At 62.4% G+C, this 18,625-nt stretch carries 14 protein-coding genes; 3 read left to right on the forward strand and 11 right to left on the reverse strand.

Features of this window, described 5'->3' with window-relative positions; all coding sequences use genetic code 11:
* Positions 1–172 precede the first annotated feature (172 nt).
* Positions 173–1,195, forward strand: coding sequence for an RluA family pseudouridine synthase (locus NEI07_RS05710; protein ID WP_256033303.1), 1,023 nt, complete (start codon positions 173–175; stop codon positions 1,193–1,195).
* 370 nt (positions 1,196–1,565) lie between these two features.
* Complete coding sequence (locus tag NEI07_RS05715; protein ID WP_256033304.1) at positions 1,566–2,579, forward strand: ribonuclease T2 family protein; 1,014 nt, start codon at positions 1,566–1,568, stop codon at positions 2,577–2,579.
* Positions 2,580–2,759: 180 nt separating this feature from the next.
* Here the strand turns inward: NEI07_RS05715 and typA are convergent, their stop codons facing one another.
* The 3 genes from typA to epmA form a co-directional block, all read right to left on the reverse strand.
* A complete protein-coding gene (gene typA / locus NEI07_RS05720; RefSeq protein ID WP_256033306.1) occupies positions 2,760–4,580 on the reverse strand; it encodes a translational GTPase TypA in 1,821 nt (606 codons plus the stop codon).
* A 172-nt stretch (positions 4,581–4,752) separates the two neighbouring features.
* Positions 4,753–6,228 carry a S1 family peptidase gene (locus tag NEI07_RS05725; RefSeq protein ID WP_256033308.1) on the reverse strand — a complete coding sequence of 492 codons (1,476 nt, stop codon included), beginning with the start codon at positions 6,226–6,228 and terminating at the stop codon, positions 4,753–4,755.
* A gap of 134 nt (positions 6,229–6,362) precedes the next feature.
* Complete coding sequence (epmA, locus tag NEI07_RS05730; protein WP_256033311.1) at positions 6,363–7,406, reverse strand: EF-P lysine aminoacylase EpmA; 1,044 nt, start codon at positions 7,404–7,406, stop codon at positions 6,363–6,365.
* Between the two features lie 94 nt (positions 7,407–7,500).
* On the opposite strand from epmA, the gene efp reads away from it, so the two are divergent.
* Positions 7,501–8,070 carry an elongation factor P gene (gene efp / locus NEI07_RS05735; protein WP_256033314.1) on the forward strand — a complete coding sequence of 190 codons (570 nt, stop codon included), beginning with the start codon at positions 7,501–7,503 and terminating at the stop codon, positions 8,068–8,070.
* Positions 8,071–8,250: 180 nt separating this feature from the next.
* Here efp and NEI07_RS05740 read toward each other — a convergent pair whose 3' ends face one another.
* The 8 genes from NEI07_RS05740 to nuoL form a co-directional block, all read right to left on the reverse strand.
* Positions 8,251–8,652: a very short patch repair endonuclease gene (locus NEI07_RS05740; RefSeq protein WP_256033316.1), complete on the reverse strand. Its 402-nt coding sequence runs from the start codon at positions 8,650–8,652 to the stop codon at positions 8,251–8,253.
* Entirely contained in the window at positions 8,645–9,862 is a 1,218-nt protein-coding gene (locus NEI07_RS05745) for a DUF4928 family protein (RefSeq protein ID WP_256033317.1), read from the reverse strand. The genes NEI07_RS05740 and NEI07_RS05745 overlap by 8 nt, the downstream gene beginning before the upstream one ends.
* Positions 9,859–11,028, reverse strand: a complete 1,170-nt coding sequence (locus NEI07_RS05750) for a DNA cytosine methyltransferase (protein WP_256033318.1) — start codon at positions 11,026–11,028, stop codon at positions 9,859–9,861. The genes NEI07_RS05745 and NEI07_RS05750 overlap by 4 nt, the downstream gene beginning before the upstream one ends.
* A 116-nt stretch (positions 11,029–11,144) precedes the next feature.
* Positions 11,145–12,815 (reverse strand): ribonuclease J, encoded by a 1,671-nt coding sequence (locus NEI07_RS05755; RefSeq protein ID WP_256033319.1) that lies wholly within the window; start codon positions 12,813–12,815, stop codon positions 11,145–11,147.
* The gene (locus NEI07_RS05760) at positions 12,812–13,600 is read right to left on the reverse strand and encodes a biotin--[acetyl-CoA-carboxylase] ligase (RefSeq protein ID WP_256033320.1); all 789 of its coding nucleotides are present in this window, start codon (positions 13,598–13,600) and stop codon (positions 12,812–12,814) included. The genes NEI07_RS05755 and NEI07_RS05760 overlap by 4 nt, the downstream gene beginning before the upstream one ends.
* 30 nt (positions 13,601–13,630) lie before the next feature.
* The gene (gene nuoN, locus NEI07_RS05765) at positions 13,631–15,064 is read right to left on the reverse strand and encodes an NADH-quinone oxidoreductase subunit NuoN (protein ID WP_256033322.1); all 1,434 of its coding nucleotides are present in this window, start codon (positions 15,062–15,064) and stop codon (positions 13,631–13,633) included.
* A 13-nt stretch (positions 15,065–15,077) separates the two neighbouring features.
* Positions 15,078–16,586: an NADH-quinone oxidoreductase subunit M gene (locus tag NEI07_RS05770; protein ID WP_256033323.1), complete on the reverse strand. Its 1,509-nt coding sequence runs from the start codon at positions 16,584–16,586 to the stop codon at positions 15,078–15,080.
* The gene (gene nuoL / locus NEI07_RS05775) at positions 16,586–18,622 is read right to left on the reverse strand and encodes an NADH-quinone oxidoreductase subunit L (protein ID WP_256033324.1); all 2,037 of its coding nucleotides are present in this window, start codon (positions 18,620–18,622) and stop codon (positions 16,586–16,588) included. The genes NEI07_RS05770 and nuoL overlap by 1 nt, the downstream gene beginning before the upstream one ends.
* Between the last annotated feature and the right edge of the window lie 3 nt (positions 18,623–18,625).

The following is an 18,625-nucleotide window of genomic DNA, read 5'->3' on the forward strand; positions in this document are numbered from 1 at the left end:
CCGCGCCGATGACGGCGCAGAACGGAGCCTCGGCGTCGCTAATGGAAAAGCCTCCCTTGGGCGGCGTTTTTCGATGCGCACAATGGCGGAGGTTCACGCCTCCGCTCGCGCCACGCCTGCGTTTCGGTGGCTCTCATATCATGTGCGCGCTGGCGCGCGGAAAAAAAGCTGAATGACGGTCAAGGCTCTGCCTCAAATTGACGCATCCGCCGAGCGCTTCGAATTTCTCGTTGCGCCGCAGCACGCCGGCGCCCGGCTCGACCGCTTTCTCGCGGAACAGCCGGAGATCGTCGCCGCGCATCTGTCGCGCAGCCGCATCAAGGGGCTGATCGAGGACAGCCGCGCGACCCTTGCCGGCGAGACGGCGCGCGATCCGGCGAAGAAGCTTGGCGCCGGAGATCACGTGACGCTCGACGTGCCGCCGCCGGCGCCGGCCGAGCCGCAGGGCGAAGATATCGCGCTTAACGTCGTCTATGAGGACGCGCATCTCCTCGTTATCGACAAGCCGGCCGGCCTCGTCGTGCATCCGGCGAGCGCGCATGAGAGCGGCACGCTGGTCAATGCGCTGATCGCTCATTGCGGCGACAGCCTTTCCGGCGTCGGCGGCGTGAAGAAGCCCGGCATCGTGCATCGCATCGACAAGAATACGAGCGGCCTTTTGGTCGTCGCCAAGACCGACGCCGCGCATCATGGCCTCTCGCGCCTCTTCGCCGATCACGGCCGCAAACTGTCGCTGACGCGCGAATATTTCGCCTTCGTTTGGGGCGTTCCCGACCGCGCGCAGGGAACGGTCGACGCGCCGCTCGGCCGCCATTCGACGCAGCGCGAAAAAATGGCGGTGGTGTCGGAAACCCGCGGCCGCGAGGCGATCACGCATTGGGAAAAGGTCGAGGATTATGGCGTCGCGTCGCTCTTGCGCTGCCAGCTGGAAACCGGCCGCACCCATCAGATCCGCGTGCATATGGCCCATATCGGCCATCCGCTGATTGGCGATCAAACCTATGGCGCGGGATTTAAAACCAAGGTCGCGAAACTGACGCCCGCCGCGCGCGAGATCGTCGAGCGTTTGGACCGCCAGGCGCTGCACGCCGCGACGCTGGGGTTTGAGCATCCGGTGACGAAAGAGGAGATGATGTTTGAAAGCGAACTGCCGGATGATTTGGCGCGGTTGAGAGAGGCGCTGAGCGCAGAATGAGGCGCCCGTAACGAGCCCTGTTTGAATGGCGCTCCTTAAGCCCTCATGCTGAGGAGGCTGCGAAGCAGCCGTCTCGAAGCACGAGGGCGAGCAAGAGGGCGCCGCATGAGGAGGACGCAACCTCGTCCTTCGAGACGCTCCCTTCGGTCGCTCCTCAGGATGAGGTTGCTTCGTGAGCGCCATGCTCTTCACGGAGACCTTTTTTCTTGGAATATGCCTCAATACAATTGAGCGGGGTCCTCGGAGTTTCACCCCTTACGAGACGTGGCTTTCGTCGCGTCGAAGCAATCGCGCAATCAGACATTGCTTGCTCGCATTGCCCGCCCGCATTACCCTTCCCCGCGTTGCTGATGTTTTTGGAGTTGGCGTCATGCGCGCACGCGCTTTTCGAATCCTGCTTTGCTCGTCATTGTCGCTCGTCGCCTCAGGCGCGACGGCGGATACGCCTGCATCGGGAACCTTCGTCGCCCGTCAGTCCTGTCCCGCGCTGCAATCGATCAGAACCGGCGCCAATCCGGGAAACGTCAGCGTCGAGCCGAATGGGCATTATTCCATTTTCGCCAAGAACAAGCCGAACGCGACGCATTATCTCATCGATGTCCCCGACGCTCATCCGGGTCGCCGCTGGGTCGCGGTCGGATGCGGCGAGGCGACGCTGGCCGAGGGCGGCGGCCCGGGAATCGGCGGCGAAGATGCCTCCGGCGAGCAAGAGCATGACGGCGGCGCGGCGGCGCAAAAGCCGGATTACATCCTCGCCGTGAGCTGGCAGCCGGCCTTTTGCGAAGGCAAGCCCGACAAAACGGAATGCGAAACGCAAAGACCAGACCGGTTCGACGCGACGCATTTCACGCTGCATGGACTCTGGCCCAAAAAACAATATTGCAACGTCGATCGCCACATCGTCGCCGCCGATAAGGACAACCGGTGGAACGGCCTGCCCGAGCCCGAACTCTCCGACGCGACAAGGCACGCGCTATCAGAAGTCATGCCGGGAACGATGTCGCTGCTCGAACGGCACGAGTGGATCAAACATGGCACCTGCTTTCCCGGGAGTGAGGCGGAAATCTATTTTGCGCGCTCGCTCGCGCTGACGTCGCAGCTGAACAGCTCCAAGGTTCGGGAGCTTTTCGCGGCGCATATCGGCCAGGAGATCACGCGCGATCAGCTCAAGGCGGCGTTCAACGAGACCTTCGGCGACGGCGCCGCCGATCGGGTGCGCGTCGCGTGCAAGAGAGACGGCGGCCGTAATCTCATCGTCGAGATGACCATCGGATTGAGCGGCGACATCAAACCCGACAGCAAGCTCGCCGATCTTGTGGCGGCTGCGCCGGCGACGGATCCCGGCTGCCCAAGCGGCGTCGTCGATCCGGTGGGGCTGCAGTAGGCGGAGCGCCAATCCCCTCGCCCCTCATCGCACTTCTCCCCGCAAGCGGGGGAGAAGAGGCGTCAGGCGATTCGCGAAAAAATCGCGCGCGCGACGTGCAGAAGGCGCTGCGCCGCTATCCCCTCTCCCCGCTCGCGGGGAGAGGTAAGGTGAGGGGCTTGGGCGATTGGCGAACCTCGCTCACTCCACCAGCGCGGCCTTGCCCTTCGCCTTCTTGCGGTCGTTGGGGTCGAGAAACACCTTGCGCAGGCGGATCGATTTCGGCGTCACTTCGACGCGCTCGTCGTCCTCGATATAGGCCAGCGCCTTTTCCAGCGTCATCTGGATCGGCGGCGTCAGACGCACCGCCTCGTCCTTCGACTGCGTGCGGATATTGGTGAGCTGCTTGCCCTTCAAGACATTGATCTCGAGATCATTGTCGCGCGTATGCTCGCCGACGATCATGCCCTTGTAGACCTTCCAGCCGGGCTCGATCATCATCGGGCCGCGATCTTCGAGCTTCCACATCGCATAGGCGACGGCCTCGCCGGAATCATTGCTGATCAGCACGCCGTTGCGGCGGCCCTGAATCTCGCCCCTGAAGGGCGCATATTCATGGAACAGGCGGTTCATGATCGCCGTGCCGCGCGTGTCGGTGAGAAGCTCGCCCTGATAGCCGATGAGGCCGCGCGTCGGCGCATGGAAGACGAGCCGCAGGCGATTGCCGCCTGACGGGCGCATCTCGATCATCTCGGCCTTGCGCTCATTCATCTTCTGAACGACGACGCCGCTATGCTCCTCGTCGACGTCGATGACGACCTCTTCGATCGGCTCGAGGATCTCGCCGTTCTCATCCTTCTTATAGACGACCTTCGGACGCGAGACGCCAAGCTCGAAACCCTCGCGGCGCATGGTCTCGATCAGAATGCCGAGCTGCAATTCGCCGCGACCCGAGACGATATAGGCGTCGCCCGCCGGCGCGTCCTCGACGCGCAGCGCCACATTGCCTTCGGCCTCCTTGAAGAGACGCGCGCGGATCATGCGGCTCGTGACCTTGTCGCCTTCCGTGCCCGCGAGCGGGCTGTCATTGACGAGGAAGGTCATGGAGAGCGTCGGCGGATCGATCGGCTGCGCCTGCAAGGGTTCGTTCACGTCGAGCGCGCAGAGCGTGTCGGCGACGTTGAATTTTTCGAGGCCGGCGATGGCGACGATATCGCCGGCTTCCGCCTCCTCGATCGGCTGGCGCTCGATGCCACGGAAGGCGAGAATTTTTGACACGCGCCCCTGTTCGACGATCTTGCCGGTGCGGTCGAGCACCTTCACCGCCTGATTGGGCTTTATGCTGCCGGCGAAGACGCGGCCGGTGATGATGCGGCCGAGATAGGGATTGGCCTCCAGCAGTGTGCCGAGCATACGGAAGCCGCCGTCCTCGACGGTGGGCGCCGGCACATGCTTAACCACGAGATCGAAGAGCGGCGCCATGCCGTCCTGCGGACCGGTCGGCTCCTCGGCCATCCAGCCCTGCTTGGCCGAGCCGTAGATGATCGGGAAGTCGAGCTGCTCGTCGGTGGCGTCGAGCGCGGCGAAAAGGTCGAAGACCTCGTTGACGACTTCCGAGACGCGGGCGTCGGGCTTGTCCACTTTGTTGACGCAGACAATCGGCTTCAGGCCGATCTTGAGCGCCTTGCCGACGACGAATTTCGTCTGCGGCATCGGGCCTTCGGCGGCGTCGACGAGCACGATGGCGCCATCGACCATCGACAGGATGCGCTCCACCTCGCCGCCGAAATCGGCGTGGCCGGGCGTGTCGACGATGTTGATGCGCACGTCCTTCCAGGTGATGGAAGTGGCCTTCGCCATGATGGTGATGCCGCGCTCTTTTTCGAGATCGTTCGAATCCATCACGCGCTCGGCGACGCGCTGATTTTCGCGAAAGGCGCCCGACTGCTGGAGCAGGCGGTCGACGAGCGTGGTCTTGCCATGGTCGACGTGGGCGATGATGGCGATGTTGCGCAGCTGCATGTTCAAAGGCCGGCCAGGTAAAACAGCCGCCTCTGCGGCCGCCCGAGAGCGGCCGGTAACTTGAGACGCTGGCTGTTGTTGCGATGCAGCGTCTCATACCTCAAGGCGGGGGAATTTGGAAGCGGAGCCGGCCTGGCCCCTCTCAGGGCCAGACGCCTCCCCGAACCGCGGGCTACTGGGCCGGGCACTGCTCCCGGCAGCGCCGCCAGGCGGGGATGCATTGCGACCCCAGGCCGCCATCGGCGAGACAGGCGTCGCGCTCCGCGTTGCATTCCCGCAGGCACTGCTCGCGCGGCGTCGGCTCCGGCGGCGGCGGGGGCGGCGGCTGCTGCGCCGTGAAGGTGGTGAGCGGTCCAAGCTCCTGCTCGATCATGCTCATCGGGCTGAAAACAAAGGAGCTGCCGTCGTCCGGTCCGCCCCACAGAATGCCGTGCAGGCTCGCCTGGCTGGCGGTCGGCAGGATGGAGAAGACGGGCGAGCCGCTGTCGCCATTGTCCGTCAGCTTGTTCGTCCCGCTCACCCGCGCGACGCGGCTCTGGCACAGCAGCCTGATGTCGGTGTCCGCGACATTGACGTCGATGCAGGTCGCGCGCACGTCGCCGAAGGCCCAACCCGTCGTGCGGCCGACTTTGTTGAGCCTCATGCCGACGACCGAGTCCGGCGTCTCGCTCATGATCCGGAAGACGCCCGGGAAGCTGTTGATCGTCAGCGAGCCGACATTATTCGTCGTTCGCGCGATTTCGAAACGGCCGCGGTCGATTCGGTAGTCGGCGTAGGCGCTGTCGCTGAAGCGGCATTTCCTGCCCGAGGGGCACAGGCCGCCGGTGAAATATGGTGGGTCGCTATCCTCGTCGCCGATCTTATTGCCGGAAAGCAGCGGATCGTTCGGTTGATGGAAATCGTCGTCATTGCTGACGCCGCGATTCTTGGTGCAATGAGAATTGGTCACGAAGCCGTCGCGGCCGTTGCGCACGACGTTGAACCCGAGCGTGCAGATCTTGAAGGCGAAGACGCCGGTGTCGATTTCGATCTGGACGCCGCCGGGAACCGGCCGGCTTTTGTCGCGCAACGAGGCGTGGAAACGGATCGGCTGCGTTTCTTCGATGATCAGCGCTTCAAACGGAACGCCGAGCGATTTCGCCAGCGCTTCGAATCTCTGGCGCGACGGATCGCCGACCACGCCGATGGTCACGCGATTGCGGCGTTCGTCGAGATCGACGAAGACGATTTCCTGGCCGTCAAGCGCCGGGCTGAAGCTCTTCTTCCATTTGGCGAGTTCGACGACGTCGTAGTCGCCTTTGATGATGTTCGGTTCTTGAGCGCGGCCTTTGGCGGCGGCGTTTTGCGTCAGGAACTCCGCGCCGAGCACGCTGGCGATGGCCGACGTGACCTGCGACCGCGCGGCTTTCATCGAGTCCGCGCTGCGCAGTTCGGCGGCGTTTTTCATATAGACCTGCAGCGCGCCCTTCTCGTCGAAATACATGCCGCCAAAGCCGGGGGCGAGTTCTCCGATCTTGACGAGCTTATCGTCGAAAGTTGTCACCGGCGCAGAAGGCGCAGCCGGCGTTCCCTTCTGTTGCGCCATGGCGGCGGTCGTGATCGTCAGGGCGATCGCCACGATAGATTTCAGCAATAATTTAAGGCCCATCGCGCCCTCCATGAAATCATGCGCGGCGGGCGAGCGCGCATCGCCCGCCTTCGCCGCCAAATGGCGCCAATATGGACGTCGTTGGCAGCGTAGGACGTGCGCGCCAGCGTTGCGTCGTTTATTCGAATGAGAAACTAGAGCGGCGTGCCGCGCTCGACCACTGGCGTCCACAGCACCTGCTCGATGCGCTCAGCTCCCGTCGCGAGCATCACCAGCCGATCGAAGCCGAGCGCGACGCCGCAGGCCGGCGGCATCTCAGCCAGAGCGGCGAGAAAATCCTCGTCGATCGGATAGGTCTCGCCGTAGATGCGACGCTTCTCCTGCATCTGCGCCTCGAAGCGCCGGCGCTGCTCCGCCGCGTCGGTCAATTCGGCGAAGCCATTGGCGAGTTCGACGCCGCAGACATAGAGTTCAAAACGATCGGCGAAGCGCGGATCGTCGGCGTTGGCGCGGGCGAGCGCCGCCTCGCTCAACGGATAATCCGTCAAAATGGTCGGCCGCTCGCGACCGAGCATAGGCTCGATCTTTTCGGACATGATCTTACTGAACAGATCCGACCAGCCGTCGTCTTCGACGACCCTTATGCCGTCGCGCGCGGCGGCGCGCGCGAGCCCGTCGCGGTCGTCGAGCTGAGATTCCAAATCAATGCTGGCGTGGATCGCAAAGGCGTCGCAGACGCTGATGATCTGCGGCTCCTCGAATGGATCGCAAACGCGCCCCATCCAGGCGAAATCGGTCGCGCCCGCCGCCCGCGCCGCGCTCGCCAGCAGTCCGGCGCAATCCTCCATCAGCCGCAGGGTCGGCGCATCGGCGCGATACCACTCCAGCATGGTGAATTCCGGATGGTGCAAGGCGGAGCGCTCGCGATTGCGGAAGACGCGCGCAAGGGTGAAAATCCGCTCCTCGCCCGCCGCGAGCAGCTTCTTGCAGGAAAACTCCGGCGAGGTATGGAGATAAAGCCGGCTCCGGTCGCCATCCGAGCCTATCAGCTCCGTCGCGAAGGCCGAAAGATGCGTTTCATTGCCGCCGGATAGCTGAAGCGCCGCCGTTTCGACCTCGGCGAAGCCTTCCGCCGCGAAGAAGCGTCGGGTGGCGGCGGCGATCGCCGCCCGCGACTTGAGAAAGGGCTTGCGGTCGGCATAAACATGCCGAGCCCACCAAGGCGACGCGCGCGTCATGAGGTCTCCCCGAGGCGGGGCCCGGATTGCCGGCGCGCCCGAAATATGGTCTGACCGCCGTTCATAAACTAGGCCGGCAATAAGGGATACGGACGTGAAAGTCATCGCCAGTTCGATTCGCAAAGGCAATATCATCGAGAGGGAGGATGGGCAGCTTTACGTCGTCCTGACCGCCGAAAGTTTTTTCCCCGGCAAGGGCACGCCGACGACGCAGATCGACATGCGCCGCCTCTCGGACGGCGTCAAAACGACGGACCGCTACAAGACGACCGAACAGGTCGAGCGCGCCTTCGTCGAGGATCAGGATTTCAGCTATCTCTACAATGACGGCGACGGCTATCACTTCATGAATCAGGCGAGCTATGAGCAGATCATCGTGCCCGGCGATGTGATCGGCGATCAGGCGCAGTGGCTGCAGGAGGGCATGGTCTGCATCCTGTCGATGTTCAACGGCGTGGCCGTTGGCATTCAGTTGCCGCCGCGCGTGACGCTGGAGATCGTCGAGACAGAGCCGGCGATGAAAGGCCAGACCGCATCCTCGTCTTATAAGCCGGCGAAGCTCGCAAATGGCGCGCGCGTCATGGTCCCGCCGCATATTCAGCCGGGCACGCGCGTCGTGATCCAGACCGAGGACGGCGCCTATGTCGAGCGCGCCAAGGACTGAGGGGCGATAACCCTCTCCCATCGGGAGAGGGTCGGTCCGAAGGACCGGGGTGAGGGGTTGCTGCGCCTTCAAATTTATCCAACCGGATGAGACAGCGACGCGCTTCATTCAATGGGCGCATCCCCTCACCCGGTCGCCTCCGGCGACCACCCTCTCCCTCTGGGAGAGGGTTGCGCGCCCCTACTCCAAAAATTCGCGCAGCTTCTTTTCGACGCCGGCTTTATCCTTCAGCTCGCATTCCCAGACCGTGAGCGCGCGCCAGCCCTGCGCCGCGAGCTTTTCACGATGCGCCGCGTCACGGGCGACATTCCTGGCGATCTTGGCGCGCCAATAGTCGGCGTTGGCCTTAGGGCTGCGCGCGCCGCGCGGGCACTCATGCCCGTGCCAGAAGCAGCCATGGACGAAGATCGCGCGCTTGCGGCCGATGTAGGCGATGTCCGGATTGCCGGGAACGTCCTTGCGATGCAGCCGATAGAACGGCGCGAAACGCCTCAACATCGTCCGCACGGCGATTTCGGGAGCGGTGTCGCGCCCCTTCACCGCGCGCATGATGGCGGAGCGCTTGGCAGCAATTTCAGCCAACGCCTAGAAGCCACTTTAATGCGTCAACAAGCCAACGAAAATACGCTGCAGCCGACTCGGCAAGTGCTAAAAACTCTGTTGCGTGAGTCTTAATAAAAGTGATTGCTAACAGCAATAAAGCTCCTGCTTCTGGAACAACGTAATCGGTCAGAATTTTTGCAATAACATTCGACCAAAGATTCTGCGATGTGACCACCGCGAGAAAAGAGCTTCGCTCGGGCGCTTGGCCCTTCCCCGCAAAAGCATTAATTTCGCTTATAGTGTCTGCGCTTGCACCTTCAAGCAGCCCTTCTTGTTTTGCTTGCAGGACTAAGTGCGTCGAATGCTCACGGAAAGTGGCTATATCTACTTGCGCGCCCCTATACTCCGCCCCTGCCTGCAGGTACGCCTTCCCCTCTGGGGTAAGAGCGACGAGCGTTCCATGCGCAATTCGGAATGCTCGCAGTGATGCGCTTCGTTCAGGATTGAAAGGCGGGTCTTCGCTATCTGGCGCATCTACTGCGTCAATTTGAGCCTCGATTTCCAGACCCAAAAAATACACCCTTGTAATATCAAGTTCAGCATTCTCTCTTTCGATCTCATTTAGATATTTTGAGATCAGCGGCTTGAGTTTCTGATAGCAGTTATGCGCGGTACTAAAGCTGTCCTGAAGCCCCAGAACCATGCGACGCAGCTCTCGCGTCAACTTTCCGACTGCAGCATAATCAGCGCCGTCGCCAGCAGTTCTACCAGCCTCAATCGCAAACTTGTTGTCTCGTATTTCGAAACGGGGGCCGCCGTGGTTAGGATCGTTGGTGGGGAGCGTTCTGTAGATTCGCCCCTTTTCGTCCAGCAAACTGGCAATGCGTGCTGCGAAGGCGTGTTCAATAAATTGCAATGCCCCATTAGGTGATCCTTGAGGACCCAACCTTGCATTGAGGAAATCAATCAGTTGCTGAGCGCTACGAACACTACCCCTATTCGTTCGGCCCGCTTCTCCAAGCAAAGACAAAGGGATATCGGCTCCGCAGTTACGCAGGATCTTTTGAACACTCTGACCGTTTAATCCGCTAATTTGCCCGCCATTTTCTGTCAGCAACGGCTGAAGAGAAAAAGGATAACTCGCAGCTCTCAATCTATTTGAAACGAAAACCAATACGCATAATCGCCCAACGGAGTTGGCCCGATTTATGTTAACAAACTCATCAATTTCATGTGCCTCAATGCTCATGCGGCCAGCTTCTTTCGTTTTGAACGCTTAGGCTGCGCATGCTTCATACATAATCGTTCGAGCAGGTTTGAGCTAAGATACCTGACAACAGGAACCGCGACTCCATCACCAAGTAAGTGTAAAGAATCTGTGTAACTGGATGGTAATATATAACTTTCATCCACTCCCATCAGACGAGCTGCCTCCCTCGCAGAAACAAGTCTGCTTCTCACGACCCGTGCATCCACAGAAAGCAGGATTTGCCTGCTCGATCCTCCCGCAGGCGTTCTCAAACATCCCGCAGTTCCGTCAAACCGAATCTCAGTCCTCTGAACAGATTGTCCCTGAATATCTTTACGCATTCGCTTGAAAGCTGTTCCCGTTACTGGCTTCCCCAATTTTATCGCCTCAGCCAATCTTATGCGGTGAAGTGGGCCGAGACGAGACAACAAAGCTTGCGTTTGCTCCGGCGAATGCCAAGAAGTGCTAGTTCCCATCTCTTGAACCACATCGGCAAGAGTAGTGTTCCGCAATGGCGGGGCGGGCAAGTTCCACCAGAGCCAGCGGTCTCTCAGACGAATAGGGAAACGCTCATAAGCGGCAAGCAGCGAATTTGTGTGGAAAGGCATCTTTGCGTACTCCTCCGTCAATGACGAAGGAATGAGCGCGTTTTCGTGTATTGCAACGATGAACAGCCGCGGGCGCGATTGCGGAACGAACAGCGCCGCGTCGATAATGAGCGCGCCAAACCTGTAGCGCTCCTTCGCCAGCGCCTCGCAGATTCTTTCAAAATCCTTGCCGCCATGCGAGGTGAGCGCGCCGCAGACATTTTCGAGCACGATGATCGAAGGCGCACGTCCCTCTTGGCGCAGCGCCTTCATCAGCGCCCAGAACGGCCAGAACGTGCCGGACCTTTCGCCCTTCAGTCCCGCGCCGGCGCCGGCGAGCGATAGGTCCTGACAGGGGAAGGACGCCCAGACGAGATCGGCGCGGCCCGGCAATTGCGCCGTGGAGATCTCGCGCACGTCGCCGACATGCAGCTCCTCGCCACCCCAATTGGCGCGGTAGCTCTCGGCTTTCTTGCGATCGAAGTCATTGGCGAAAAGGCACCGCCAGCCGTCGCCGAGCCCGGCGCGGGCCATGCCGCCGCCGGCGAAAAATTCATAATAGGCAGGCCGATCGTCCATGCGCGATTCGCTCCAAGTGCAGCGTACCCGCTTGGCGCCGCCGCCGCGACTGAAAAGAAGCGCGTAACCCCTCTCCCTAAGGGAGAGGGTTTCACACCCTTTTTTAGGGCCTCGCGCTACGTCGCGACGACCATCACATGCACGGTCGGCTTCTTGCCCCAGACGGACCCGACCGCGCCGCGCACCGCCCGTTCGATCGCCGTTGAAACGGCGTTGGCGTCGCGGCGTCGCGGACGCGACAGCGCCTCGAAGGCGGCGAAGAGCGCCTCGTCGATGACTTCCCCCATGTCCTCGCCGAATTTGCCGCGCTTCGGCACCCCAGCGAAGACGACGTCCGGATCGCCGACAAGCTCGCCCTTGCGGTCAACCGCGAGCGCGATGGAAATAACGCCGGTGACAGCGAGGCGCGCGCGGTCGCGCACGGCGCCGTCGTCGTCAGTGATGACGACGTCGCCATCCTTCATCAGACGGCCGTGCGGGGCCTTGCCGATAATGCCCGGCGCGCCCGGGGCCAGTCGCACGATATCGCCGTTACGCGCCGAGACGACTTGCGACACGCCATGCGACTTGGCGAAGGCCGCGTGCGCAGTGAGATGATGCGCCTCGCCATGCGCCGGCACGGCGATCTGCGGCCGGACCCATTCGTACATTTGCGTGACTTCGCCGCGCCGCGGATGGCCTGAACAATGCACGAGGTGGTCGTGGTCGGTGATGACCTCGACGCCAATGTCGCAGAGGGCGTTGATGACGCGAAAGACGTCGCGCGCATTTCCGGGAATGACCCGCGAAGAAAAGATCACCCGATCGCCCGCGACAAGCTTGATCGCCGGGTGTTCGTTCGCCGCCGCCCGCGCCATGGCGGCGCGAGTTTCGCCTTGGCTTCCGGTCGCGATGACGACGGTTTTGTCGCGCGGCAAGGTCGGCAGCAATTCGGGCGCGTGAAATCCGGGCAGCCCGTCGAGATAGCCGCAATCTCGCGCGACCTGGATGGCGCGATCCATCGCTCTTCCGGCGACGACGACGGTGCGCCCGCAGGCCTGCGCCGCTTCGCCGATGCCGCGCAGCCGCGCAATATTGGACGCGAAGGTCGTGACCAGCACCCGGCCCGGCGCTTCGGCGATCAGCGTGCGCAAAGTGCGCGCGACGTCGGCTTCCGAAAAACTGTCGCCCTCGCGCAGGATGTTGGTCGAGTCGCAGATGAGCGCGGTGACGCCCTCGTCGCCGAGCGCGCGGAGCCGCGCCTCGTCGATGCGCGTTCCAACGCCGGGCTGCGGATCGATCTTCCAGTCGCCGGTGTGGAGCAGCAGCCCGAGCGGCGTGCGGATGGCGAGCGCATTCGCTTCCGGAATCGAATGCGCGACGGCGACATATTCGACTTCGAACGGATCGAGATCGAGCTTTGCCCCGGCATGCGTCAGGGAGATGTCGATCTTCGGCGCGCCAGGTTCGTTCAGCCTTCGCACTTCGAGGAGGCCCGCCGCAAAGGGGGTGGCGAAGACTCGGCATTTGAGTCGCGGCCATAAGGTCGCGAGCCCGCCGATATGATCCTCATGCGCATGGGTGATGCAAATGCCGACAAGATCGCGCGCGATCTTCTCGACGAAGGCGATGTCGGCGAAGACGAGATCGACGCCGGGCGCCTCCGGCCCGGGAAAGCCCAGGCCGCAGTCGACCATCAGCCATTTGCGCGCTTTCGGCGGCCCATAGCCGTAAAGCGCCATGTTCATGCCGATTTCGCCCAAGCCGCCGAGCGGCAGGAACACGAGGTCGGCGTCCGGCGTCGTCATGCGACGCCTCCCGCCGTGGTCTGCCGGGGCCCAAGCGACACATCGCCCGCCTCGATGACGCGCTCGCCCTCGCGCGTCGCTAATACAAGCCGGCCGATCGCGTCGATGGTCTCGAAGCGTCCCTCGACTGTCCCGCGGGGAAGCTCGACTCGGATGTGAGACCCGAGATAGGCGGCGTCCGTCAGCCAAGCGTCTCGGATGTGGGCGAAGCCCTCGCCGCCGCGCCAGAGATCGAGCGTTTCGACGAACGCGTCGGAAAGATGAGCGAAGAGCGTGGCGGCGTCCGGCGCCTTCGGCCCAATCGACGCAAGCGCGCGCGCTTCAAAGGGCAGATCGCGCGGCGCCTCGGCGCAGTTGACGCCGAGGCCGATAATGACGACGGAGCCGCGCGGCGCGCGCGCATCGCCCGTCGGCACGCCGACATTCTCAAGCAAAATCCCGCCGAGCTTGGCGCCCTCGAGCAGAAGATCATTCGGCCATTTCAGCGCGAAGCTGCCGGCGCCGCCTGTCGCGGCGCGCAAGCCGCGCATCGCCGCGACCCCCGCCACGAAGCCGAGCTGCGGCGCGACGGCGGCTTCGCCGAAATTGCCCAGAACAAGGCTTGCATGAAGATTGCTCGGCGGCGAAATCCATTCGCGTCCCAGACGGCCATGGCCGCGCGTCTGCCGTGCGGCGACCACCCACAACGGTCCGCGCTCGCCGGCCTCGATCAGACGTCGGGCTTCGTCATTAGTCGAATCGACGCTCTCCAGCGCGAGGAGACGCACGCCGCTGGCGCGCGCCAATGATCCCAACTCCACGCGCGAATTACCTCCCTAGAAAAGCGATTTGGCCGCCGCCGCCGCCGCATCCATGACCGGCGTGGGATAGACCCAAAAGCCAAGCAGCGCCAGCGTGGAAACGCCAAGCACCGCGCGCAGCGCCATCGGCGCGCGGTCGAAGGCCGGCGCCGGTTCATCAAAATACATGACCTTGACGACCCGCAGATAGTAATAGGCCGCGACCGCGCTCGCCAGGACGCCGATGACCGCGAGGCCAAAGAGGCCAGCGTCGACCGCGGCGAGGAGCACGTAATATTTGGCGAAAAAGCCCGCGAGCGGCGGAACGCCGGCAAGCGAGAACATCAGCATCGCCAGGAAGAAGGCCATCCAGCTGTTAGTGCGCGACAGGCCGGCGAGGTCGGAGATATTCTCGACATATCTGCCTTCGACGCGCATCGCGAGAATGGCGGCGAAGGCGCCGAGAGTCATGATCAGATAGATCGTGAGGTAGATCGCGACGCCGCGCACGCCCGCCTCGTCGCCAGCCGCGAGTCCGATCAGCGCAAAGCCCATATGGCCGATCGAGGAATAGGCCATCAGCCGCTTGATGTTCTCCTGTCCGATCGCCGCGAAAGAGCCGAGCAGCATGGAAGCGATGGCAATGAAGATGATGATCTGGCGCCATTGGTCTTTCACGCCCGGAAAAGCGGTGATGACAATGCGCACGGTGATCGCCACCGCCGCCATTTTGGCGGCCGAAGCGAAGAAGGCAGTGACCGGCGTCGGCGCGCCCTGATAAACGTCGGGCGTCCACATATGGAAGGGCGCCGCCGACATTTTAAAGGCGAGCGCCGCCAGGACGAAGACCAGCCCGAAGATCACGCCAATCGGCGGGGAGGTCGAGACGGCCGCCGCGATCTCGGCGAAAGACACCGTTCCGGCGAAGCCATAGAGCAGCGACGCGCCGTAAAGCATCATGCCGGAAGAGAGCGCGCCGAGGACGAAATATTTCAGCCCGGCCTCCGACGACCGCCCGTCCTCGCGCGCAAAGGCGGCCATGACATAGAGCGCCAGCGACATTAGTTCGAGGCCGAGATAGAGCGCGATGAGGTTATCGGCCGAAATCAGCAGCATCATGCCCAGCGTCGAGAGAATGATGAGCACCGGATATTCGAATTTCTCGAGCCCGTTGCGTTGCAGCCAGTCGACGGACAGCAGAATCGACACGATCGCGCCGATGAGCGTCAGCGCTTTCATGAAGCGTGAAAACCCGTCGTCGATATAGGCGCCGTCGAATATGCTCGTGTCGGGCGTGCTCGACAGCGCAATCGCGACCAAGGCGAGGCCCAGAATGCCGACGGCCATTTCGTCGACAAGGCCAAAACCGCGCTCGCCTCGGAAGGCGCCGATGAGGATCAGCGCCATCACGCCGACGGCGAGAATGGTCTCGGGAAGAAAGTGATGCGCGAGTTGAACGAAAAAGGGCATCGTCAGCGATCCGTCATTGGCCAGCGGCCGCGAGCTTAACCGCGTCGATGAGCGCCGTATGGGTCTGGATGAGATTGTCGACCGACGCCTGCGTCGCGTTCAGAATGGCCTGCGGTTGTACGCCGTAGTAAATCGTGAGCAGAACGAGAGGCGTGAAGATCGCAATCTCGCGCGGCGTCAGATCGGTGATGTTCTTGAGGCTGGCCTTGTCCAAGACCCCGAAGATCACGCGGCGGTAGAGATAGAGCGCATAGGCCGCAGAAAAGATGACTCCGCTCGTTGCGATCAGCGCCACCCAACTGTTGGCCTGGAACGCGCCGGTCAGCGACAGGAATTCGCCGATGAAGCCCGTCGTTCCCGGCAGCCCGACATTGGCCATAGTGAACAGCATGAACACGAAGGCGTAGATCGGCATGCGGTTGACGAGGCCGCCATAGGCCGCAATCTCGCGCGTATGCATGCGGTCGTAGATCACGCCGACGCAAAGGAACAGCGCGCCGGAGACTAAGCCGTGCGAGATCATCTGGAAGATCGCGCCCTGCATGCCTTGAGCATTGAGCGTGAAGAGGCCCATCGTGACGAAGCCCATATGCGCGACGGACGAATAGGCGATGAGCTTCTTGATGTCTTCCTGAACGAGCGCGACGAGCGACGTGTAGACGATCGCGATCACTGACAAAGCGTAGATGAGCGGCGCGAAATTGGTCGAAGCGTCCGGAAACATCGGCAGCGAGAAGCGGATGAAACCGTAGCCGCCCATCTTCAGGAGAATCGCCGCAAGGATCACGGAGCCGGCCGTCGGCGCCTCGACATGCGCATCAGGCAGCCAAGTGTGCACCGGCCACATCGGCATCTTCACCGCGAAGGAGGCGAAGAAGGCGAGCCACAGCCAGGTCTGCATCTCCTTGGGGAAGTCGGTATGCAGCAGCACGGTGATGTCGGTCGTGCCGGCCTTGCCATACATGGCGAGGATCGCGACCAGCATGAGGAGCGAGCCGACGAGCGTGTAGAGAAAGAATTTGAAGCTCGCGTAGACGCGCCGCTTGCCGCCCCAGATTCCGATGATGAGAAACATCGGGATGAGGCCGCCCTCGAAGAAGAGATAGAACAGCACGAGGTCGAGCGCGCAGAAGACGCCGATCATCAGCGTCTCCAGCACGAGAAAGGCGATCATATATTCCTTCACGCGCTTCTGGATCGAGTCCCAGGAAGCGAGAATGGCGAAGGGCATCAAGAAGGTCGTCAGCAGGACGAAGGGCATCGAAAAGCCGTCGACGCCCATCTTGTAGACAAGGCCCGAGCCGAGCCAGTTTTTCTCCTCGACGAACTGGAACGCCGCGCTTGTCGTGTCGAAGCCGGACCAGATGACAAGCGACAGTGCGAAGGTCGCGAGCGTGGTCGCCAGCGTCGCCCAGCGGATGTTGCGCAGGCTCGCCTCGTCGTCGCCCTTCTGGGTGAGGAGGAAGGCGACGCCGACAAGCGGCAGGAAGGTGACGCCGGAGAGAATGCCGAAACCGAACATCAGCGCAGCCCTCCGGCGACGAAGTATGTGACGACCGCCGCGACGCCGATGAGCATGGCGAAGGCGTAGTGATAGACGTAGCCGGTCTGCAAGCGCACGGCGAGCCGCGCGCCGTCCGCGACCCGCGCGGCGACGCCATCAGGCCCGAGGCCGTCGATGATCGCGCCATCGCCGCCCTTCCAGAACATTCTGCCGAGAGCGAAGGCCGGCCGAACGAATAGGAAGTCGTAGAGTTCGTCGAAATACCACTTGTTGAGCAGGAACTGGTAAAGCCGCGGGAAGGTTCTCGCCAGCGCCTGAGCGGTTCCCGGCTTCAGCACATAGACATAGAGCGACACGAGGAAGCCCAGAACCATCATCGCGGTCGGCGCATAGCCGGCCCAGGCGGGAATGGCGTGCATCTCGTGCAGGATCTCATTGTGCTCGCCGGTAAAGATCGCGCCCTTCCAGAATTCGGCATAGGCGTGACCGGCGAAATCGGGCTCGAACACATAGCCGGCCGCAAGCGCGCCGACGGCGAGCACCGCCAGCGGGATCAGCATCACCAGCGGCGATTCATGCGGCGCATGATGGCCATGATCGTCATGCCCGTGATCGTCGTGCGCGTGATCGTCGTGGCCGGGAGCATGCTCGTCCGCGCTCGCCGGTTCGTCATGCGAATGATTGACCGCGACGGGATGCGCTGGGCGCTGGCCGAAGAAGGTCATGAACACCAGACGCCAGGAATAGTAGGACGTCAGCCCCGCGGCGACGACGGTCGCAACGAAGCCGATCATCGCCGTTGTGTGGTGCTCGCCGGCGGCGAACGCCGCTTCGATGATTCCATCCTTGGAGAAATAGCCCGACGTAAAGGGAAAGCCGGTCAGCGCCAGCGTGCCGATCGTCATCATGGCGAAGGTGAAGGGTATGTCCTTGCGCAGCCCGCCCATGTTGCGCATGTCCTGCTCGTGATGCATCGCGTGGATGACCGAGCCCGCGCCGAGAAACAGCAGCGCCTTGAAGAAGGCATGCGTGAAGAGATGAAAGATGCCGAGCGAATAGGCCCCGACGCCTTCCGCGACGAACATATAGCCGAGCTGCGAACAGGTCGAATAGGCGATCACGCGCTTGATGTCGTTTTGAACGAGACCGACCGTCGCGGCAAAAAATGCGGTCACCGCGCCGATGATGGTCACAAATTCGAGCGCCGCAGGCGCATGTTCGAAGATCGGCGACAGCCGCGCGACCATGAACACGCCGGCAGTCACCATGGTCGCCGCATGGATGAGCGCGGAGACCGGCGTCGGACCTTCCATCGCGTCCGGCAACCATGTGTGCAGGAAGAACTGCGCCGACTTGCCCATCGCGCCGATGAAGAGCAGGAAAGCGGCCATCGTCAGCGCGTCGACATCCATCCCGAACACGTGGATCGTTTTGCCGGCGAGTCCCGGGACGGCGGCGAAGACCTCCTCAAAGCCAAGCGACTTCGTGAGTTGGAAGACGAGGAAAATCCCGAGCGCGAAGCCAAAGTCGCCGACGCGGTTGACGACGAAGGCCTTGATCGCGGCGGCGTTCGCCGAGGGCTTTTGATACCAGAAGCCGATGAGCAGATAGGAGGCGAGCCCGACGCCCTCCCAGCCAAAGAACATCTGCACGAGATTGTCGGCGGTCACCAGCATCAGCATGGCGAAGGTAAAGAGCGACAGATAGGCGAAGAAGCGCGGGCGATCCGGATCCTCGTGCATGTAGCCGACTGAGTAGAGATGCACGAGGCTCGACACCGTGTTGACGACGACGAGCATCACCGCCGTCAGCGTGTCGACGCGCAGCGCCCAGTCGATCTTGAGGTCGCCCACGGTCATCCAATTGCCGATGATTGGCGCGTAGCCATGATTGTGGCCGAGCGCGACGTCGAAGAAAACGATCCACGACAGCACGGCGCAGATCATCAAGAAGCTCGTCGTGACGAACTCCGAGGCGCGCGCCCCGATCCAGGGTCCGAGCGCGCCTGCGATCAGAAAGCCGACAAGCGGAAGAAAGACGATGGCGTAAATCATCGC

The sequence above is a fragment of the Methylocystis suflitae genome (assembly GCF_024448135.1).
In the GTDB taxonomy this organism is placed as follows: domain Bacteria; phylum Pseudomonadota; class Alphaproteobacteria; order Rhizobiales; family Beijerinckiaceae; genus Methylocystis; species Methylocystis suflitae.